The sequence below is a fragment of the Frigidibacter albus genome (genome assembly GCF_009908165.1).
Lineage (GTDB): Bacteria > Pseudomonadota > Alphaproteobacteria > Rhodobacterales > Rhodobacteraceae > Frigidibacter > Frigidibacter albus.
Genome location: NZ_JAAAUC010000002.1, coordinates 130,289 through 150,170, shown reverse-complemented (window position 1 = coordinate 150,170; position 19,882 = coordinate 130,289). Strand labels below are relative to the sequence as shown.

Genomic DNA, 19,882 nt, shown 5'->3' with positions numbered 1-19,882 from the left:
CCCTTACAGGTTCGCCAGGACGGATTCGGCCGCCGCAATCGCCTCGGCCGCCTTCGATGGATCGGCGCCGCCGGCCTGCGCCATGTCGGGCCGCCCGCCGCCGCCCTTGCCGCCAAGCGCCTCGGCCGCCGCGCGCACCAGATCGACGGCAGAGATGCGCGCCACCAGATCCGCGGTCACGCCCGCTGCCACCGCCGCCTTGCCGCCGGTATCGGCGACCAGCAGCACCGCGCCGGACCCGACCCGCGCCTTCATCTCGTCCACCAGTGCCGGGAGATCCTTGCCGGACACGCCGCTGACCGATTGCGCCAGGAAGCTGATGCCGTTGATCTGCTTCGCCTCGGGGCCCGCCGCACCGCCGCCGCCCATGGCCAGCTCGCGCCGCAGTTGCGCCAGTTCATTGGTCAGCGCCCGCCGCTCATCGACCAGCGCCTTCACCCGCTCCACCACTTCGCCCGGGGAGGCCTTGAGCAGCCCGCCGATCTCGGCGAGCCGCGCGCCCTGCGCGTTCAGATGGTCGAGCGCCACCTGCCCGGTCAGCGCCTCCAGCCGGCGAACGCCGGCGGCAGAGGCGCTGTCGCCCAGAAGCACGAAGGCCCCGATCTCGCCGAGACGGGACACATGGGTGCCGCCGCACAGCTCCAGCGAATAGGTGGCGCCATCGGTGCCCTTGCCCGACCCGGCAAAGCTGCCCATCGATACGACGCGGACCTCATCGCCATACTTTTCACCGAACAGCGCCTGCGCCCCAAGGGCACGGGCATCGTCCGGCGTCATGATCCGGGTTTCGACCGCAGAGTTCTGGCGGATGAGGCTGTTCACCTCCGCCTCGACCTGCGCCAGTTCGGCGGCCGTCAGCGCCTTGGAATGGCTGAAGTCGAAGCGCAGACGGTCGGGCGCGTTCAGGCTGCCCCGCTGCGCGACATGGTCGCCAAGCGCGCGTCGCAGCGCCTCGTTTACAAGGTGGGTGGCAGAGTGGTTGGCCTCGATGGCCGCGCGGCGGGGGTGGTCCACCTCCAGCTTCGCAGGCTGGCCGGCGCGGATCTCGCCTTCCGTCACGCGCGCAACATGCAGGAACAGGCCCGCCGACTTGCGCGTCTCGGTGATCGCCGCCTGCCCGGTCTCGGTGCGCAGCCAGCCGGCATCGCCGACCTGGCCGCCGCTTTCGGCATAGAAGGGCGACTGGTTGACGATGATCTGGATCTCGGCGCCCTCGGCCGCGGCCTTCACCTCGGCCCCGCCCTGCACCAGCGCCAGCACCTGCCCCTCGGCGGTTTCGGTGTCATAGCCCAGAAACTCGGTCGGGCCATGCAGCTCAGCCAGATCGAACCAGATCGCGGCATCGCGGGTCTCGCCGGATCCGGCCCAGCTTGCCCGGGCCTTGGCCTTCTGTTCGGCCATCGCCGCATCGAAGCCGGCGGTATCGACCGACAGGCCCTTCTCGCGCAGCGCGTCCTGCGTCAGGTCGAGCGGGAAGCCGAAGGTGTCATAGAGCTTGAAGGCCGCCGCGCCCGGCAGCGCGCCGCCTTCGGGCAGGCGCGAGACCTCATCGTCCAACAGCCGCAGCCCGCGGTCCAGCGTCTGCTTGAAGCGGGTCTCCTCCAGCTTCAGCGTCTCCTCGATCAGCGCCTGCGCCCGGCCAAGCTCAGGGTAAGCGGCGCCCATCTGCCGCACCAGCGCCGGCACCAGCCGGTACATCACCGGGTCCTGCGCGCCGAGCATATGAGCATGGCGCATCGCCCGCCGCATGATCCGCCGCAGCACGTAGCCACGGCCTTCGTTGGAGGGCATGACCCCATCGGCAATCAGGAAGGAGGTGGAGCGCAGGTGATCGGCGATGACCCGGTGATGCACTTTGCCCGGACCGTCGGGATCGGCGCTGGTGGCATGGGCGCTGGCCTCGATCAGGCTGCGCATCAGGTCGGTGTTATAGTTGTCATGCTTGCCCTGAAGCAGCGCGCCGATCCGCTCCAGCCCCATGCCGGTGTCGATCGACTGCTTGGGCAGCGGCACCATCGTGCCATCGGCGAACTGCTCGTTCTGCATGAAGACCAGGTTCCAGATCTCGATGAAGCGGTCGCCATCCTCATCGGCAGAGCCGGGAGGGCCACCCCAGATCTGGTCGCCATGGTCATAGAAGATCTCGGTGCAGGGGCCGCAGGGCCCCGTCGGGCCCATCCGCCAGAAGTTGTCATCGGTAGGAATGCGGATGATCCGGTCATCCGTCAGGCCGGCGACCTTCTTCCAGATGCCCGCCGCCTCGTCATCGGTGTGATAGACGGTGACCAGCAGCTTCTTGGCGTCGATGCCGAAATCGCGGGTCAGCAGCTCCCAGGCGAAGGCGATGGCGTCATCCTTGAAATAGTCGCCGAAGCTGAAATTCCCCAGCATTTCAAAGAAGGTATGGTGCCGCGCGGTATAGCCGACATTGTCGAGGTCATTGTGCTTGCCCCCCGCGCGCACGCATTTCTGCGCGGTGGTGGCGCGGGCATAGTCCCGCGTCTCGGCGCCGGTGAAGAGGTTCTTGAACTGCACCATCCCCGAATTGGCAAACATCAGCGTCGGGTCGTTGCGCGGCACCAGCGGCGAGCTGTCCACGATGCGGTGGCCGTTGCGGCCGTAGAAGTCGAGGAAGGTCGAGCGGATGTCGTTCAGGCTGGGCATATTTGCTGCTCTCACGGGGCCTTCGGGGCTCTGGGCCTTCAGGCAGGGATCGGTTGCCCCCCGTTTATCGCCGCATCGGGTGCCTGTCCAGCAAAGGCGCCCCCCGGCCGATCACGCCGCCCCCTCCCCCCCTTTGCCTTTTCCAAATATCCTCGGGGGGAGCGCCCGGCACGGGCGCCGGGGGGCAGACGGCCCCCCGTCCCCGGCCGGCCCCGGGCGACATGCCCACCCGGCGCAGCACAAAGGGGCGCGCAAGCAAAAGGGCAGCGCCCCTTTCCGGAACGCGGCCCCCTTCGGCAGATCGGCCGCTCAGGCCTCGGTCACATCCTCGGCGTCGCCGTCACTCTCGGTCGCGGCGAAGTCGAGCCCGTGGCTGGCGCGGACCTTGTCCTCGATGGCCAGCGAGACATCGGGATGGTCGCGCAGGAACTGCTTGGCATTCTCGCGGCCCTGGCCGATGCGCTCATCCCCGTAGGAATACCAGGCGCCCGACTTCTCGACGATCCCGGCCTTCACCCCAAGGTCGATGATCTCGCCGACCTTGGAAATGCCCTCGCCATACATGATGTCGAATTCAACCTGCTTGAACGGCGGCGCTACCTTGTTCTTGACCACCTTGACGCGGGTGGAGTTGCCGACGATCTCATCCCGGTCCTTGATCGAGCCGATGCGGCGGATATCGAGCCGGACCGAGGCGTAGAACTTCAGCGCATTGCCGCCCGTCGTGGTCTCGGGGCTGCCGAACATCACGCCGATCTTCATGCGGATCTGGTTGATGAAGATCACCATGCAGTTGCTGCGCCCGATGCTGGCGGTCAGCTTGCGCATGGCCTGGCTCATCAGGCGGGCCTGGCTGCCCATCTGCATGTCGCCCATGTCGCCTTCCAGCTCGGCCTTCGGCGTCAGTGCCGCGACCGAGTCGATGACCACAAGGCTGACCGCGCCCGAGCGTACCAGCGTGTCGACGATCTCCAGCGCCTGCTCGCCGGTATCGGGCTGCGAGATCAGCAACTCGTCAAGGTTGACCCCAAGCTTGCGGGCATATTGCGGGTCGAGCGCGTGTTCGGCGTCGACAAAGGCGCAGACCCCGCCCTTCTTCTGCTCTTCGGCCACCACATGCAGCGTCAGCGTGGTCTTGCCAGAGCTTTCGGGGCCATAGATCTCGATGATCCGCCCCTTGGGCAGGCCGCCGATGCCAAGCGCGATGTCGAGCCCGAGCGAGCCGGTCGAGGTTGCCTCGATCTCCATGACCGGGTTGTTGAGCCCCAGCCGCATGATCGAGCCCTTGCCGAACTGACGTTCGATCTGGGCGAGGGCGCTGTCGAGCGCCTTTTGTTTGTCGGTGTTGCGCTTGTCGGTCATGTCGAAGAGGTTCGCCGCTGCCATTGGTCCCGTTCCTTATTCCACACCCGGCCCCGGGCGGCAATCGCACAGAGGCCCCGCTTTTGTTCCGCACTTGTTCTGCAAGTTATGAGATCAAAGCAAGAACATTTCAATTCATTTCTTCACAATTCCAACTTTTTCTCACTTGGGTTAACGAGTAGTTTACGGACGGCCCCCAAATCTGCTCTTCGGGGGGCTGCATCCCGAAAAAGAATGGAATGCTGTGCCGGTGGCACGGCCGGAGCGAGAACGAGGCGGGAATGCTGATCTTCTGGAAGAGACATCTGGTGTTCCTCGCCAACACCAAGACCGGGTCCACCTCCATCGAGATGGCGCTCGAATCATTGGCCGATGTGGCGGTCCAGCGCCCGCCGGCTCTCAAACACACTACCGCTGCACGGTTCTCGGGGTTGCTGGCGCCGTTTCTGGGCGAGAGTGCGGAGGGTCAGCCCTTCGAAACCGTCGCCCTTATCCGTGAGCCGCTGGACTGGCTGGGCAGCTGGTACCGTTATCGCCTGCGCGAGCACCTGCCGATCGGCGGGGATGGCAGTTTCGCCGCCTTCATCGCTGGCTATCTGGATGAGCCGCAGGAGGAGTTTGCGCGCGTCGGCTCGCAGGCGGCCTTTCTGACCGGGGCAGACGGCCAGATCGCGGTGGACCACCTGTTCCGCTATGAGGATATCGAGCAGCTGCTGGAGTTTCTCGAGGACCGGCTCGACTGCGCGATCACCCTGCCCCACCTCAACGTCTCGCCGCGGGCGCCGATGGACCTGCCGGCCGACCTCACCCGGCGCCTGACCGAGCGTCTGGCGGCGGATTACGCGCTTTACGAAGCTGTGGGCCGCCCGAACGCCCGACATCGGGGCGCTTCTGAAGCAAGGGGCTGAATCCCGCCCCCAGTCCCATGGATTGTCGGTTCGGGAGGGGCGCCTGCGGGCTGGTAGAGCCAGAGCAGACCGGGGCAGACGATGCGAAGGGGCGGCCGCTTTCACCGAAGCGCGCCGCCCGAACCCGCTGCGCCTCTCGACAGGGGCGCCGGGCCCAATGTCGCGGATGCGCATGACGTTCGGACACCCGCTTTGGGAGGTTGACGAGACAGCGCGGGCTGCCAGGTTTGCGCGGCTGATCTGCCACTGGTCCTTCATCCAGCTGCAACCGGAGCCCGGTGGTCATTTACGCGGATCGGCGCGGGCCCGGCGATTGCGGTGGTCAGGTGCAGGCCGAAGCCTGCGGGGGTCTGGTAGCCAAGCGCGGAATGCGGCCGCGCGGTGTTGTCATCGGTGACCCAGGCCGCCAACAGCGCGCGGGCATGGGCGGGATTGCGGAACAGGGTCACGTTCAGAAACTCGTCCCGCATCCGGCCGTTGGAGTTTTCGACAAAGCCCCTCGCCATGGTCCCTCGACCCAGTGGCGGCACCATGGCTCGATGCATCGGCTTGCCGGACGCGATGTAGTGCCATTCGACCTTCTGCTCGGCGCACCACCTGAGGATCGCGTTCGAGGTCAGTTCGGTGCCGTAGCATGTTGGGAATGAAGCGCCACGGAGGTTATGGCCGCCTGCGCAGGCTTAAAATCGCGCAGCGGGCGGCCATAACCGGGGTATCGGGGATCGCCGCCAGACATTCGCGCGTGACGTCATCCACCACGTTCAGCAATGAGCCATTGTGCGCCATTGGTTCAAGCACAATGGTGAAAGAACCGCCGCCCGCAGGCGAACTGGTCGTGGATCGAGCCTTGGTGCCGCCACTGGTTCGAGGCCCATGGCGAGGGTCCAGCGACCAGCGCGCATTGGCCCGCGCCTCGATCAGGATCGGGGCCCTTGTGCGGATGGCCTTGCGGCGCGCCTTTGCGTTTGCGGACGGTCAGCCCTTCCTCGCTGTAGAGCCGGTAGATAAGGTTGATCCCTGACGGTTCTCCTTCGCGCCGCAAGAGCACGAACAGCCGGCGGTTGCCGAACCTGCGCCGTTCATTGGCCAGGTCGCGCAGCCTGCCTCGCAGCGCCGTGTCAGGCGCGCGTCGCGACTGGTAACGGACCATCTTGCGGTCCGCCCCGGCAATCCGGCACGCCCGCCGTTCCGACAGCCCGAACAGGGCATTCAGATGCGCGACTGCCTCGCGCTTCACGGCGGGCGCTACCACTTTTTTTGACAGCAGTTCCTTCATCGCCGCCATGTCGAGCATCTGCTCGGCCAGCAGCTTCTTCAGCTTCGCGTACTCCCTCGCAATTGCCCTCGGACCAAATGGCGGACAATGGCTCGATCCAGCGCCTTCAGCCGCTTGGCTTCGGACACCGTCATCCCGGGATACTTCGCCTTCCACGCATAGAACGTGCCTTCCGACATCCCGTGCTTGCGGCACAGATCGGCGCACTTCGCCCCGGCTTCATGCTCCTGCAAGATGCCGATGATCTGTTCTTCGGTTCGTATCGTTCGCTTCATCGTCCGTTCCATGGAGCGGACTCTAATCGCAGATGGAGGAAAAATCCCGTGGCAGGCCAGAAGTGGTGCAGGCGCCAGGGATTGATCTGGCACGCTATTCGCATCACTGCCGGCGGACTTACGAAACCGGCTGTATCTCAGGGACAAAAACAACCTGCCGGCCGCGCCGATCTGCCCTGCGCGTCACTGAAGCTGGCTTTGCACCGTACTTGTCAACTCGACCAAGGAGAAGGGCTTGGGCAGGAAGATCGAATTCGGGATCTTGGCCTGGCTGTCTTGCAGGCTGTCCTCGGCATAGCCCGAGACAAAGATGACGCGCACCGCGGGCCGGGTCTTCAGAGCCTCTCGCACCCAGGTCGGACCGTCCTGGCCCGGCATGATCACATCGGTAACGAAGACATCGACCACAAGCTCGGGATCCTCCAGCAGGCGCAGCGCCTCCTCTCCGCTCTCGGCCTCGATCACGTTGAAGCCGCGCAGGCGCAGCGCCCGGCTGGCAAAGGCCCGCACCGGGGCCTCATCCTCCACCAGCATCACGACACCTTCGCCCGGGTTGCTCTCAGTCCTTCGCGCAGCGGGTGCAGTTTCGGGTTCGGGTTCGTCAACGGAGCCATAGTCCAGCGCGGGGAAATACAGCGTGAACGTGGTTCCGACGCCCTGCACCGAATCGACGAAGATGAAGCCGCCGGTCTGCTTCACGATGCCATAGGCAGTGGAGAGGCCGAGGCCGGTGCCCTCGCCGGTGCGCTTGGTGGTGTAAAAGGGCTCGAAAATCTTGGCGAGCTTGTCGGGCGCGATGCCCACGCCCTCGTCCACCACCTTCACGATCACATAGTCACCCGGCGGCACCGCCACACGGTCACGCTTCATCTCGGCAACCAGCGAGAGGTTCTCGGTCTCGATCCGCACCGTTCCGCCTTCGGGCATTGCGTCGCGGGCATTCACCACCAGGTTCATGATCACCTGTTCGAGCTGGCGCTTGTCGGCGCGGATCGGACGCAGGACCGGATCATGGCCGAGCGACAGCGTCACTTTCTCACCGACCAGCCGGTTCAGAAGATGGGTCAGATCCGACAGCGTGTCGCGCAGGTCGAGGATCCGCGGCTTCAGCGTCTGCTTGCGCGAGAAGGCAAGCAGCTGTCCGACCAGGCTGGCCGCGCGGTTGGCATTCTGGTTGATCTGCACGAGGTCGGCATAGTCCGGATCGCTTTTGTCGTGGCGCAGAAGCAGCAGGTCGCAATGGCCAGAGATTGCGGTCAGCAGGTTGTTGAAGTCATGCGCGACGCCGCCGGCCAGCTGGCCGATGGCCTGCATCTTCTGGCTTTGCACGAACTGCGCCTCGAGTGTCTTCAGCTGCGTCGCATCGGACATCACCGCGACAAGGCCCGGGCGCCCATCCTCCATCACCCGGCTGAGCGTGACCTGCAAGAATATCTCACGATCCGGACGGCGCACGCGCAGCACCTCGGGGCGGCGATCGGTGCGCCCGCAGAGCGCATCACCGAGCCAGTCTGCGACAGGGCGTCCGAGCCCCTCAAGCACTTCAGACAGCGGCACTTCGTTTTCCACGGCGCCCATCAACCCGCGGGCAGCGCGGTTCGCCGCGATGACCCGCCCTTCGGCCGACAGGCGCAGCAGGGCGACGGGCAACGATTCGAAAGATGTCGGGTCCGACGCGGCCGGGCGTGTCAGTTGCAGGGAAGGCAGAAGATAGATCTCACGCCGCCCGCCCGGGCCCTCGACTTCGGCAACGAGGGCACGGACGGGCCCCTCCGCACCGGAAACCTCGTGCTCTTCCCCCGAACGCAGCGGCAGGTCCGGGAATATCCGGTCAAGGCTCTTGACCCGCTCGCCGACGATGCGGCGCAGCGCCTCATTCATGAACAGGATCGTGCCAGTTCGGGTCGCGATCAACATCGGCAGGCTCAGGGTCTCTGCGCCGCGGCTGCCGCTCTGACGTTCCACCATGTCCTCGAGCCGCCACAGATAGCCATCCTCGCCGATCTCATGCACACAAACACGGACATGCCCGCGGCGCGTCACCATGTCCTCGCGCGCGGCACCCAGAGAAGCCGCCTTGTTCTGCAGGCGCACCAGAACCGCCGCGGGGTTGGCAAAAACCTCGGCCAGCGCCCGTGTCAGCGTCTCGCCGCCGCGCGAGCCGAAGCGCTCCAGCGCTGCTCGATTCTGATAGCTGATCGCGCCATCGCCATCCGTCGTGAAGCTGGGCGAGGCATCATGAGCGATGAAGGCGGCGATCTGGTCATGCAGCTGCGCCCGCGAGGCCGCATGACGGTGCGCAAGCATCCGCAGCACGATGGCCAGTGCCGCCAAGGTCCCTGCAGCCGCCAGCAGAGGCAGCGCGATCTCCCGGGCGCGGAGAAGAACCGCAGCACAGGCAAAGACAATCGCCCCGATGACGAGCCAGATGCCGCGAGGCGACAGTGCCAGGGCGATGCGGGTCAGCGAATGCGGTGACTGCGCCGAATGCGACACGCCAGGGCCTCCTCGAAATGATTACCCGCATTCGGCCCGGAAATACTTAACCGGCCTTTAATGCCGATGATATTTCAAGGCGCCTGCCGCAAACACAACCTTGAATTGTTCCTAGCGGGGCACGCGCGTCAAGAGGGCGCAGAAGAAGCCGTCGCCGCCGTCCCGCAGCGTGAATCTGCGCTGAACGGTGCACTGCCAACCGGGAGCGCGCCGCAGAAATGCCGCCACCTGATCACCGTTCTCGGCCCGCAACATCGAGCAGGTGACATAGGCAAGCACACCGCCGGGGGCCACGAATTCGTGGGTCTCGTCGAGGATCTGGCGTTGGACCTGCTGCAGTTCCGCCAGCCGCGCGGGCGTCAGCGCCCATTTCGCCTCGGGCGCCCGGCGCCAGCTGCCCGAGCCTGAGCAGGGCACATCCAGCAATACAAGGTCGTAGGGGGAGAGGGAAGCGACGCGGGCGGAATCGGCCAGATCGACGCGGATCCCGGCACGCCGGGCCCGTTCCGGCAGATCGCGCATCCGCTGCGGTGCGATGTCATGCGCCACATACCGCGCTGGCGCGCGTGCCGCCATCGCCAGCGTCTTGCCGCCGCCGCCCGCACAATAGTCGAGCACCCGCGCGGCACCCGTCAGCGGAAGCATCGCCACCACAGCCTGACTCGCGGCATCTTGCAACTCGATGCGGCCGTCAAGATAGAGGGGGCTGTTGCGCAATTTGTGGGGGTTTTCGGTGACATGCAGCGCTGTGTCGGCGAGCGGATGCGGCACTGCCGAAATGCCCTCGTCGGCCAGTGCGCTCTGCGCCTTGGCCCGGGTCGTACGCAAGAGGTTCACCCGAAGCGTCACCGGCGCGCGCTGGCGCATCAGGCGCATGACCGGGGGGAGATCATCGCCAAGGCTGTCCTCCAGCAGCGGAGCCAGCCAGTCCGGACAATCGAGTGCCACGTTCGGGGGGAGGTCGGTGGGCGGCGGGCGGGCTTCGGAGGCGCTCAACGGCGCGGGGGCATGGCCCTCGCCGGTGAACAGCGTCTCGGCAGAGATACCTGCATCCCTCAGCGCGCCGATCATCAGGGCGCGTCCGGTCGGAAGCTCGGCAGCCCCGCCAAGCGCGGCAAAGCTGCGCAGGCAGCGCAACGCGTCGAACACATGATCGCGGATCGCCGCACGGTCGCCCGAGCCGGCAAAGCGATGGCTCCGCGCCCAAGCGGTCAGCGCCTGCTCGGCCGCAGAACCGGCCAGATGGCGGTCAAGAATCTCGATGGCAGCGGCGATGCGGGCCGACGGGGTCACAGGATCCGACCCCGGCCGCAAAGCGCCCGCAGCACCCGCCGTCTTCCGGGGCAAGGCTTTGAGCTTGGAACGACGGAAGAACTTCTGGAATGCATGGGCTCTTCTACCAATCCGAGGCCCCGAGGACCAGTGGCAGACGCAGCTCATCGCTACAGCAGGGGCCGCTGCGTCGGATATTCCAGATCGATGAAGGCCATGTCGGCGAGTTCCTTGCGCCCCGGGAGCGCCAACTGCCCGCCCGACCACTCTGCAAGGCCGCTATCGCGCAGCCGCGCCAAAGTCTTGTTGGTATGCACCAGCGAGAGGCCGACCGCATCAGCCAGGTCCTGCTGGCGCCAAGGCAACGGAACGCGCCCGCCACTCGCCATGCCAAGCGCGGTCAGGCGCTCATGCAGGCGCACCAGTGCCCAGGCGATGCGCTGACTTGCATCGCGCTGCCCGAGGGTCGCCAGTGTCTCGCCCAGGAAGTTCTCCTCTACAGCGGACAGCCATGTGAGCGAATAGGACCGCTTCGGCTGGTTCGAGAACAGATCCCAAAGCCCCGCTCGGTCGAATACGCAAAGCGTGGTCTCAACCGATGCCTCTACCGAATGCTGCATCTCGCCTGTTACAACTGCCTGCAATCCCACAAGGTCACCGGGAAGCACGAAGCTGATGACTTGGCGCCGACCATCCTCGAGCGTCTTGTGACGCAATCCCTGACCCCGCAAGACCGTGTAGAACTGCGGGCTCTGCGCACCCTGCATCAAGATGGTCCGCCCCGCCTCGATTGTGAGCTCGCCGATCTTGAACCGCTCCATGAAGGAGAGTTCCTGATCGGTGAACGGCTCGAACAGCGGCTTGCAGCGCAGGGGGCATTCGGCACAGGGCGTTGTCATCGAATGTGCAAATTCTTTTTTCAGGTATGTCGCAGTTAAATGCAACTACGGTCAAAGAGTTCCATTCAGGCTCCAGAGTGACGGGTCCGATGGCGTCCCGCTCGCAATCAGGAGAAGAGCGTGGAGCACACGTCAGGCCGTGAGGCCTATCTTGTCGTCTTGAAACATGTTGTCGTGGCCGAGGATCTTGCGCAGATCGTCAATGAGTTCGACCCCGGCGCCGAGGTGCTTCGGGCCCGCGATACCGCTGCCGCCCTCCAGGCCCTGCAGGATATCATCGCCATGCGTCTGGCGTTCCTGATAGACGACAGGCACGCAGATGGCTGGAATGAGCTGATCGACGGCATCATGGCACGCGGCGGGCGCGTCGTGTTGATCCCGCGGAGCGAGGGTGTCGAGACGGCTCCCTTTGCCGATTGCCTCATCCTCGATCGGCCGTTCACGACCGAAATGGTTCAAGCGACCCTCGACATGGCTTTGCGGCGTCGCACCGCCTGAATGCCGCGGCCCCCACCCTTGGTTCGCCTTCAGGGAACGCCCGCGGCCTCCCCGCGTTGACCGGCGATGCGAGGACGCGCGCGCCCTTGCCCAACCGAAGGAGACCGCCATGAGCCTGCGCCAGAATCTGCGCGACGACCCCAAAGCCACCCTCTTTGCCGCAATGGGCGACACCCGCACCGGAATGCTGGGTGTTGAAGGATCGGGGCAGCACTTGCAGCCGATGACCCACTACCCCGACGCCGACAAGGGCGAGATCTGGTTCCTCTCCTCGCGCCAGACCGATCTGGTCCGCGCCATCGGCCAAGGTGCCCGTGCCCATTTCGTCTTCATCAACGAGGATCACGACCTGCATGCCTGCATGGCTGGCGCGATCGTCCAGACCTATGACGACGCCAAGATCGACGAAATATGGTCGCCCGTCGCCGCTGCCTGGTTCCCCGAAGGTCGCCAGGATCCCGACCTTATCGCCCTGCGCCTGACCCTGCAGGAAGCCTCGATTTGGGCCTCCACGGATAGCTCGGTGCGCTTCGGGATCGAGATCCTGCGCTCCAACCTCAGTGAGGAGCATGAGCCCGATGTCGGTGATCATGTCATCGTCGAATTCAACACCTGACCCGGCAACCGGAACGACGCGGTCCCCCGCGCCGTTCTACCCTGCTCAGGCGACCGGCAGCGCCAGCTCTGCATAATGCGCCGCGATCCGCACCATGCCCCCCGCAAAACTCCCGCCCGTTGCCGTCAAAAGCAGTCCCGTCGGCTCGTAGTAGGCTGTCGGCGCAGAGAGTACGCCCCTCGCCCAGGATCCCTCGCCAAGCCCCAGGCCTGACCCAAACCGATCCGGCGCCCCGGCATTCCCCAGCTGCCACGTGCTCAGGCTGCCGGTGATTGCGGTGGTCACCCGGGCGGTCACCCCGAACACCACAGCCCCCGACGGGATCAGGATCGCGGTCGCCGAGGTCGCTCCCGCCATCACCACATGGTCGATCTGCGCCACCCCGAACGACATCCCCGCCCCGGAAGGCGCCATCGTCGCAGCACCGCCCCGCCAACCGGTGCCGTCATGGACCGCCGGCAACCCCTCATCCAGAATGAACCCCTGCCACCCGGCCTTGGGCATCGCAAACACCCAACCCCCATTCGCGCGGATCGCAAGCTCGCCCTCGTGCCCTGCCCAGGCATTCACCGCACCCGGGGGGATGGCGTAAACGGTCCCGTCCGCCCCGGTGACCGGCGGCAGCGACACGCTGCGCGAAGTGATCACCAGCTGCGTCAGCCCGTCCAGCCGCATCAGTGCCTCGTTCATCGTCACATGCTTTTGCGCCTGCGAGGCGCGCAGCAGCGGCAGCGAAAGCTGGTTCGTGTCAGTCATTGATCTCGATCCCCTCGAACGGGCCCGGTCCGAAAGCATCGGACAGTTGCGCCACATGAACTTCAAAGCCAGCCGCCGCATCATCCGCGGCCCGTTGCGCGGCGGTATAGGTCCAGCCCGGCAAGCTGACGGTCTCCTCGCGGCGGATCTGGCCATCCACCACCACCCGCACCACATAGGCCTCGCGCGTCTCGCCAAGCGGCACCTCGACAGACACCCAGCTATCCCCCTCGATCCGCGTGCGGCGGATCCAGCTCAGCGCGCCGCCGCCCGCGCCATCCGCTGTCCAGCGCAACTGGCACGGCGAATAGGGCCGCAGCCCGATCCCGTCGAACGCCTCCACCAGATGCACATAGGACGGATCGTCATAGCCCCGCGAAGCCGAGCCGATCCGGTAATGCCGCGCCAGCCCGCGGGCCGAAGCGCTCAGCGCAATTTGCTGCAAGGCGCTGTCGATCCGCACCAGATAACTGCCCACCGGCCATTCGTCCGGCATGTCGGCATCGGTCCCAAGCTGGCCGCGCAGGCGCAGGTCGAGGTCATAGACCCCGCCCCCCACCAGCACCGCCCGCTGGCATTGCATCACCTCCCAACCGGCAGAGGCACCAGAGCCGATTGCAAAGCTGTTGGCCCCGTTCAGCACCGCTTCTTCATCTGCCGAGGACAGCGTGCCACCATAGACCCGCACCCGCAGCGGCGCGCCCAGATCCCAGCTGTCCGGCACCGCCCGCAGCAGCGGCGTCTGCGTCACGCCGATCACCGCACGCTTGGTCAGCAGCGTGTTGAGCACATACCCCGCGTCGCTGGCCGAGGAATACACCGCCACCGTTCCCGGCCAAGGCGTCGCTGTCACGGCCAGATGCGGCGCGTAGGGCACCTCGGCACCCGTCAGCAGCGGCAGGTCGAGGAACTGCGGAAACACCGGCACCGGCGCGGCAAAGGCCTTGGGCACCACCCGCGTCTCTGCCTCGTCCGAGGGCTCATAGACCCCCGGCTCCACCCGCACCGCCTCGATCTCGGCCGCGCCCGCCACCTCGACCCGGTCGATCCGGTAGAGGCCCTGCTCGCGCCCGTCCTCCGCCTCCAGCCGCAGCACATCCCCGGCCCCCAGCCAGCTCTGCGACGGGGGCAGCGACAGCCGCACCCCGTCCCGCGCCACCCGAACCTCGGCCAGCCAGCGCTCGGCAATGCCCTGCGCCTCGCCCCGGGTCAGGGCCAACGGGAACTCGGTCTCGGCGATGCTGCGCGACTCCGCATCCGGCAGGATCGCCTCCACCGCGCGCGTCTCGAAATCCCCCTGCCCCTCGACAAAGGTCAGGCGGATGCGCTCAGCCATGTCCGCCGCAGACACCCGCGTCAGCTGCACCGCGCCCTCCGCCTCGGCACCAAGCGCGACCCCCTCCGGCCGCACCGTACCCTCCGCGACCCCGCGCCGCATCCGGAACCGCAGCACCCCGTCCCGCTCGATGGCGTCGAAGCCATAGGCCAGCATCAGCGGCTGCAGCGCAGACCGGCCATTGCCCCCGTCCGAGGCAACATAGCCGCGCACCACACCGTACAGCTCCGACACGTCGATCAGCCGCTGCCCCGAGCGGGCGCAGATCTCGGCGACCACGTTGTCCAAGGGCTGCGAGGTCGTGCGCCCGCTGATCCAGTGGCCGCGCGTCCAGTTGTCGCCGTCGGTCCACAGCTCCACGTCATTGGGGAACTGCGGAAACGGCCGCGCATCCCAGGCCCAGACATGCGCCCGGTCCATATCGACCATCGGCCCCGCATAAAGCTCCGACACCGGGTTGTTCGCCGGATCGATCCAGAAATCCCGCATCGCGCACAGGTATTGCATCTGCATCAGGTCATCGCGCCGCCCGTTGGAATAATGCGGGATGTCCGATTCCGACGACCGCGGATCAAGGAACTTGTTCGGCTCGTTGCCGCCCTTGTCGATCGCGGCGCAGCCCATCTCGGTGAACCACACGGGCTTCGACCGCGGCACCCAATCGGTCGGCACCGCCTGCCGCACGCCGCCAATGCGCTCGTGATGCGGGTTCTCCCACCAGCCGCGGATGTCCTTCACCCGCCAGACCCAGGGCTCGCCATAGCCCTCGTCGGTGATCGGCGTGCGGATCTGCGCATCCCGGTGCTCGGGATGGGCATAATACCAGTCATAGCCCTCGCCGCCGGCGATATTGGCCTTCAGGTAATCAAGATTGTAGATCGCGCCCCAGCCGGCATCCGCATGATCCGTGCCATCGCGCCAGTCCGAGACCGGCATGTAATTGTCGATGCCAATGAAGTCGATCGCCGCATCGGCCCAGAGCGGATCGAGGTGGAAATAGCGGTTGCCCTCGCCCGCATCGTATCCCGCATATTCGCTCCAGTCCGCCGCATAGCCGAGCTTCACCTGCGCCCCCAGGATCAGCCGCACCTCCAGCGCGAGCTGCCGCAACTGCTGCACCGCCGGAAAGCTGTCGCCCGCGCCGCGGATCTGCGTCAGCCCGCGCATCTCGGAGCCGATGCAGAACCCGTCCACCCCGCCCGCCGCCTTGCACAGCCACGCATAGTGCAGAATGAACCGCCGATAGGACCATTCCGCCGGTCCGTGATACGACACCGTCGGCGGGCTGCCGCCCTCCGTCCCCAGCGGCCCCAGCACGCCCGACGCGGAAAAATCCCCCGCCCCCGCCTGGCCGAAAAACGCCGACACCTGCGCGCCAGCCAGCGCGGTGCGGTCGGGCGTCCCCTCGGTCCCCGGCGCCGAGGACAGCGTGATCCGCCCGCGCCAGGGCAGCGCCGGCTGATCCTCGGCCCCGGTCCAGGGGTCGCGCAGCCCATTGCCCGCCAGCTGCTCCATCAGGATGAACGGGTAGAACACCACCTTCTTGCCCGCTGCCTTCATCGCCCGGATCGCCTCGATCACCGAGGCATCCGCCGGGGTGCCGCCATAGATCGGCCGCCCGTCGATCTGCGGCACCGCCAGCGCGCTGCCCCGCGCCACGGCATTGACGCGCCAGGGATAATCCGCGCCCTCGAACTCCTTCTGCTCCACCTTGGGCCGCAACTCGCACTGCCCGCAGCGCAGGTCATCGCCGAACCACGACACTACCAGCGACACCGAGCCGCAGTTGGGCAGCTCATTGTTCAGCGCCTCCAGCGAGGTCAGGAAATCCGGTCGCCCGCTCGCGGTGTTCACATTGGCGCTGTCGCCGGTGCCAAGGCCCTTGCCGTAATGCACTGCCCTTGTCGCCAGCGCATATTCCCCGGTCCCCGGGATCATCGCCACCGCCCGCACGCCGCGGGTCAGGTCCTCCACCTCGCTGATCGCCGGCCCCTGCGCCGGGCGGATCACCTCGAAGGAAAACTGCGGCACCCGGTTGCCAAAGGGCGCCAGCTCCAGGTTCTCGAACACCACATAGGCCGTCCCGCGATAGGCCGGTGCCAGCCCCGCGCCCTCCACCGCCTCGATCTTCGGATCGGGCAGCTGATCCTCGCTGCCGGTATAGACGCGCATCTGCACATCGTCCGTCGCAATCTCGCTGCCATCGGCCCAGACCCGCCCGATGCAGGTGATCTCGCCCTCGCCCACCGCAACCGCCACGCTCACCGAATAGCTGTAGCTGGTGATGGTGGTGCTCGGCGCGCCCTTGCCGCCGACCTCTTCCTTCTCCTTGGTCTCGACGAAGGGCGAGGCCCAGATCACCTGCCCGCCGACACGCATCCGCCCCCAGACCACGCCAAGCGGCGCGCCCTCGCTGGCGCCGGTCAAGCGGAACCGCTCGATCCGCCCTGTCTCGACCGAGGACGAACCTCCCCCCAGCACCGCCTGGTCGATCACCCGGCCAATCGTTGCGCCCACCGCACGGCCGATCACCGCGCTCGACAGGCCAAGGATGGTCCCGCCGAACCCCGCGCCGATGGCCGCACCGGCAGCCGCGAACAGAATGGTGGCCATCACGACCCTCCGCTGGGAAAAGCAAAGCGCGCCGCGATCCGGCGCTGCCAGGGGGCCGAGAGCGGGCTTTCCAGCACCGCATGGCCCGAATAGGCGTGAATGAAGGCAGCATCGCTGCCGGTGCGGGACAATATCCCCAGATGCTTGGCGACAGACCCGGCGCGCATCCGGAACAGCAGCACCTCTCCCGGCTCTGGCTCAGCCCCCGCAGGGCACTCCCGCAGATGCCGCCGCGCCGCCGCCCACAGCCGCTCCTCGCGCGCGGGTTCCGACCAGTCGGCCGTATAGGCCGGCACCGGCTCGGGCTCGGCCCCATAGACCTCGCGCCAGACCCCGCGCAGCAGGCCAAGGCAATCCGCACCCGCGCCCCGGACCGAGGCCTGATGCCGATAGGGCGTGCCGATCCAGCGCCGCGCCGTCGCCACGATCCGCTCTGCAGCCTCGCGCTCGCTCACGGCACCAGATCCTCCACCGAAAACTCGTCGCCCCCGCCGCCGCCGGTCTGCGAGGCGCGCACCGGCGAGACCGTCAGCCAGTCCTCGCCCGGGATATGCGGGTAGCCCCTGAAATTCGCAAAATTCTGAAACTTCAGCCGGCACGTCTCGCCCCGCCGGTCGCACCCCGCCTCCAGCCGCAGCAGATCGCCCGGTGCCACAACCTCGCGCAGCCCCTGCCACAGCTCAACGCTGCGACCCTCCGCGTCCACCCTGTCGTTCTTGACGCTGCCCCACAGCCCCGCCGCGGCGCCACTCAGCACCGACAGCCGGCCCTTCTCGAACCAGCGATCCTCGAACTCCGGCAACTGCGGCAGGCGGAACAGCGTGCCGTCCGCCTCTCCCGCCGCCAGTTCCACGCTGTACCCCGGCTGCGACAGGTCAAACTTGCAGCGCGCATCGCCCAGCACCGCCGTGCAGCCCGCCAGAAAGATCCGCCCCTGCGTGTGGTTCAAGGGCTCGCTCAGCCCCCGCAGCTCAGCCATGAAGGCCCCACCCGCCCGCGTCAGCTCGCCCAGGCTTCCACGGAACTGCAGCAGCCGCGCCTCCGGCTCCGCCCAATTCACCAGCCAGGCCCGCACATCGGCCCCGTCAAAGCGCCCGGCCAGAATATCCGCCTCGGCAATCGCATCGCTGCGCAGCGCGCCATAAGCCTCGCTGTTATCCACCGACAGCCCCGTGGTCTGCGCCAGCGCCCGCGCGGTGATGCCGCTATCGGCGCGAAACACGATCCCCTCGAAGCTCAGGTCGCGGTCATGGTCGGTGAACCCCAGCACCGTGCCATCCTTCCGCACCACCGCCCAACAGCGGCACACCGTGCTCGCCCCGCCTGCCAGATGCGCGAACAACTCCGCCGCACTCATATCCGCACCTCAACCACCGGCACCTGCGGCACGTCCCCCGCCTGAAAGCTCGCCACTGACACCTGGATGCGGTCAGTGTCGAAGCGCACCGGCACATCGAACTCGAACCCGGCCGAAATGCGCTCGCCCGGCGCCGGCGGCACCACGAAGGTGACCATGCCGGTCACCGTATCGACCGCGTAATGCAGCCCCTCCACCAGCGCCTCGCCCTGCAGCCCCATCCGCACCGACCCCGCCACCGGCTTGGCGATGCCGCGCAGATAGCTACTGCCACCGGACTCATAGCTCTTCACCAGCCCGAACGCCGCTGTCTCGCCATCTCCCAGCGCGATGAACTGGTCATCGAACGCCACCTCGCGCGAGGCGGGGCAGGATTTGAAATCCGCCCAATCCTTCCAGCGGAATCCGTGCAGCTGCCCCGCCCGCGCCTCGAAGAACGCGATCAGCCGTTCGACATCGTCGAGGCTCCGCAGCCCCAGCCCCGCATCATAGCGCCGGCGCGATTGCGACCAGGGCGTGTTGCGTTCTTCGAACCCGTTGGCCAGCGTCACGATCTCCGTGCGCCGCTCCGGCCCGCCGACCGAGCCAAAGCTCAGGTTGGCAGGAAACCTCACCTCGTGAAATGCCATGCTACTTGTCCCTCATGCTGCCTACGGCAGCGGCTCCCTCTGCCGCCTCAGCGGTTGCGCTCGCCGCGCGACAGCGCCCGGCCCAGCTGCGCCGCGATCTGGCTCTGGCTGCGCGCAAAGCCCGCCGCATCCGGCGTCGTCACGTTCATCACCACATTGACCGCCCGGCCCCCGCCCTGCGCCTGCACACCCAGCCGCCCATCGGCGCCGCGGGTCAGCGGCATGATCGCCTCGGGCCCCGCCTCACCCATCAGCCCCCGCCCATTCCGCATCGGGAAGGTCACCGGCGAGGACACGACCCCGCCCTTGGCAAAGGGCATCACCCGCCCTTGCGAGAAGCTGCCGCCCTTCTCGAAGGGAAACAGCCCGCTCATCAGGCTGTTCATCCCGTTGGCAATCGCCCCCGCCGCCGCCGTCTGCACCGGCCGCAACGCAATCGCATAGACGCTGTCCGCCATCGACTGCGCCACGGTCTTCAGCGCGTCCGACAGCTTCAACCCATCAAAGATCAGCCCGTCAAAGGCACTGCGCAGCCCGCGCCCGATGCCCGTGGTCAGCAGCGAGACCTCGCGGCTGGTGAAGGTCATGCTCTCCTGCATCCGCAGAAGCTCCTCGCCGAACGCCGCGGTCATCGCCTCGGCCCCGATCAGCGCCCGCTCCAGATCCGCCGCCTGCCGCGCCAGATCGTCCATGCCGTCCACATCATCCATCGCCGCCCTCCTTCACTTGTGTCGGCCCTGCGGGAAAATCCGGCCATCTCCGTGCCAGGTCCTCCAGCCGCGCCCGCGTCAGCGGCCCCGCGCCCGCCTCGGCGCCCAGCAGGATCGCCAGTTCCGCCGGGGTCAGGCGCCAGAACACCTCGGGCATCAGCCCCAGCCCGCGCAGCCCCGCCCGCATCAATCCGGGCCAGTCCATCCCCGCCATG

Annotated in this window: 15 protein-coding genes and 1 pseudogene; 3 read left to right on the top strand and 13 right to left on the bottom strand. The window is 67.0% G+C overall.

What is annotated here, in order from left to right:
* Nucleotides 1–3: 3 nt before the first annotated feature.
* Both alaS and recA read right to left on the bottom strand, forming a co-directional pair.
* The gene (alaS, locus tag GVY41_RS03265) at nucleotides 4–2,664 is read right to left on the bottom strand and encodes an alanine--tRNA ligase (RefSeq protein WP_161343722.1); all 2,661 of its coding nucleotides are present in this window, start codon (nucleotides 2,662–2,664) and stop codon (nucleotides 4–6) included.
* Nucleotides 2,665–2,973: 309 nt separating this feature from the next.
* Nucleotides 2,974–4,050 carry a recombinase RecA gene (recA, locus tag GVY41_RS03260; protein WP_161343724.1) on the bottom strand — a complete coding sequence of 359 codons (1,077 nt, stop codon included), beginning with the start codon at nucleotides 4,048–4,050 and terminating at the stop codon, nucleotides 2,974–2,976.
* Nucleotides 4,051–4,307: 257 nt separating this feature from the next.
* Between recA and GVY41_RS03255 the strand changes: the two genes are divergently transcribed.
* Nucleotides 4,308–4,934, top strand: coding sequence for a hypothetical protein (locus GVY41_RS03255; RefSeq protein ID WP_161343726.1), 627 nt, complete (start codon nucleotides 4,308–4,310; stop codon nucleotides 4,932–4,934).
* A gap of 254 nt (nucleotides 4,935–5,188) precedes the next feature.
* Here GVY41_RS03255 and GVY41_RS03250 read toward each other — a convergent pair.
* The 4 genes and pseudogenes from GVY41_RS03250 to GVY41_RS03235 all read right to left on the bottom strand — a co-directional run bounded on the left by GVY41_RS03250 (nucleotide 5,189) and on the right by GVY41_RS03235 (nucleotide 11,152).
* Nucleotides 5,189–6,485 (bottom strand): annotated as a pseudogene (locus GVY41_RS03250) (integrase core domain-containing protein).
* A gap of 183 nt (nucleotides 6,486–6,668) precedes the next feature.
* Nucleotides 6,669–8,981: an ATP-binding protein gene (locus tag GVY41_RS03245; protein ID WP_373283238.1), complete on the bottom strand. Its 2,313-nt coding sequence runs from the start codon at nucleotides 8,979–8,981 to the stop codon at nucleotides 6,669–6,671.
* A 111-nt stretch (nucleotides 8,982–9,092) separates the two neighbouring features.
* On the bottom strand, nucleotides 9,093–10,274 hold the full coding sequence (locus tag GVY41_RS03240; protein WP_161343728.1) for an RsmB/NOP family class I SAM-dependent RNA methyltransferase: 1,182 nt from the start codon (nucleotides 10,272–10,274) through the stop codon (nucleotides 9,093–9,095).
* Nucleotides 10,275–10,423: 149 nt separating this feature from the next.
* The gene (locus GVY41_RS03235; protein WP_161344063.1) at nucleotides 10,424–11,152 is read right to left on the bottom strand and encodes a Crp/Fnr family transcriptional regulator; all 729 of its coding nucleotides are present in this window, start codon (nucleotides 11,150–11,152) and stop codon (nucleotides 10,424–10,426) included.
* A 120-nt stretch (nucleotides 11,153–11,272) separates the two neighbouring features.
* On the opposite strand from GVY41_RS03235, the gene GVY41_RS03230 reads away from it, so the two are divergent.
* Together GVY41_RS03230 and GVY41_RS03225 are read left to right on the top strand one after the other, a co-directional pair.
* Nucleotides 11,273–11,650 carry a hypothetical protein gene (locus tag GVY41_RS03230; protein WP_161343730.1) on the top strand — a complete coding sequence of 126 codons (378 nt, stop codon included), beginning with the start codon at nucleotides 11,273–11,275 and terminating at the stop codon, nucleotides 11,648–11,650.
* 109 nt (nucleotides 11,651–11,759) lie between these two features.
* Entirely contained in the window at nucleotides 11,760–12,266 is a 507-nt protein-coding gene (locus tag GVY41_RS03225) for a pyridoxamine 5'-phosphate oxidase family protein (protein WP_161343732.1), read from the top strand.
* Nucleotides 12,267–12,311: 45 nt separating this feature from the next.
* Here GVY41_RS03225 and GVY41_RS03220 read toward each other — a convergent pair whose 3' ends face one another.
* From GVY41_RS03220 to GVY41_RS03190, 7 genes are read right to left on the bottom strand one after another with little or no spacing between them, the layout of a single operon-like run.
* The gene (locus GVY41_RS03220) at nucleotides 12,312–13,022 is read right to left on the bottom strand and encodes a DUF2793 domain-containing protein (RefSeq protein ID WP_161343734.1); all 711 of its coding nucleotides are present in this window, start codon (nucleotides 13,020–13,022) and stop codon (nucleotides 12,312–12,314) included.
* A complete protein-coding gene (locus tag GVY41_RS03215) occupies nucleotides 13,015–16,971 on the bottom strand; it encodes a baseplate multidomain protein megatron (RefSeq protein ID WP_161343736.1) in 3,957 nt (1,318 codons plus the stop codon). The genes GVY41_RS03220 and GVY41_RS03215 overlap by 8 nt, the downstream gene beginning before the upstream one ends.
* On the bottom strand, nucleotides 16,971–17,426 hold the full coding sequence (locus GVY41_RS03210; protein ID WP_161343738.1) for an NlpC/P60 family protein: 456 nt from the start codon (nucleotides 17,424–17,426) through the stop codon (nucleotides 16,971–16,973). The genes GVY41_RS03215 and GVY41_RS03210 overlap by 1 nt, the downstream gene beginning before the upstream one ends.
* Nucleotides 17,423–18,328, bottom strand: coding sequence for a DUF2163 domain-containing protein (locus GVY41_RS03205; protein ID WP_161343740.1), 906 nt, complete (start codon nucleotides 18,326–18,328; stop codon nucleotides 17,423–17,425). Before GVY41_RS03205 ends, GVY41_RS03210 begins: the two co-directional genes overlap by 4 nt.
* Nucleotides 18,325–18,957, bottom strand: a complete 633-nt coding sequence (locus GVY41_RS03200; protein WP_161343742.1) for a DUF2460 domain-containing protein — start codon at nucleotides 18,955–18,957, stop codon at nucleotides 18,325–18,327. The genes GVY41_RS03205 and GVY41_RS03200 overlap by 4 nt, the downstream gene beginning before the upstream one ends.
* A gap of 47 nt (nucleotides 18,958–19,004) precedes the next feature.
* A complete protein-coding gene (locus GVY41_RS03195; RefSeq protein WP_161343744.1) occupies nucleotides 19,005–19,667 on the bottom strand; it encodes a phage tail tape measure protein in 663 nt (220 codons plus the stop codon).
* Entirely contained in the window at nucleotides 19,660–19,881 is a 222-nt protein-coding gene (locus tag GVY41_RS03190) for a rcc01693 family protein (protein ID WP_161343746.1), read from the bottom strand. The genes GVY41_RS03195 and GVY41_RS03190 overlap by 8 nt, the downstream gene beginning before the upstream one ends.
* Nucleotide 19,882: the final 1 nt, after the last annotated feature.

Excerpts from the sequence above, each read along its gene's own strand:
- recA (WP_161343724.1), bottom strand. The coding sequence starts at position 4,050 with ATGGCAGCGGCGAACCTCTTCGACATGACCGACAAGCGCAACACCGAC.
- GVY41_RS03255 (WP_161343726.1), top strand. The coding sequence starts at position 4,308 with ATGCTGATCTTCTGGAAGAGACATCTGGTGTTCCTCGCCAACACCAAG.
- GVY41_RS03220 (WP_161343734.1), bottom strand. The coding sequence starts at position 13,022 with ATGACTGACACGAACCAGCTTTCGCTGCCGCTGCTGCGCGCCTCGCAG.
- GVY41_RS03200 (WP_161343742.1), bottom strand. The coding sequence starts at position 18,957 with ATGGCATTTCACGAGGTGAGGTTTCCTGCCAACCTGAGCTTTGGCTCG.
- GVY41_RS03195 (WP_161343744.1), bottom strand. The coding sequence starts at position 19,667 with ATGGATGATGTGGACGGCATGGACGATCTGGCGCGGCAGGCGGCGGAT.
- GVY41_RS03190 (WP_161343746.1), bottom strand. The coding sequence starts at position 19,881 with ATGGCGGGGATGGACTGGCCCGGATTGATGCGGGCGGGGCTGCGCGGG.
- GVY41_RS03225 (WP_161343732.1), top strand. The coding sequence starts at position 11,760 with ATGAGCCTGCGCCAGAATCTGCGCGACGACCCCAAAGCCACCCTCTTT.
- alaS (WP_161343722.1), bottom strand. The coding sequence starts at position 2,664 with ATGCCCAGCCTGAACGACATCCGCTCGACCTTCCTCGACTTCTACGGC.
- GVY41_RS03215 (WP_161343736.1), bottom strand. The coding sequence starts at position 16,971 with ATGGCCACCATTCTGTTCGCGGCTGCCGGTGCGGCCATCGGCGCGGGG.
- GVY41_RS03205 (WP_161343740.1), bottom strand. The coding sequence starts at position 18,328 with ATGAGTGCGGCGGAGTTGTTCGCGCATCTGGCAGGCGGGGCGAGCACG.
- GVY41_RS03235 (WP_161344063.1), bottom strand. The coding sequence starts at position 11,152 with ATGACAACGCCCTGTGCCGAATGCCCCCTGCGCTGCAAGCCGCTGTTC.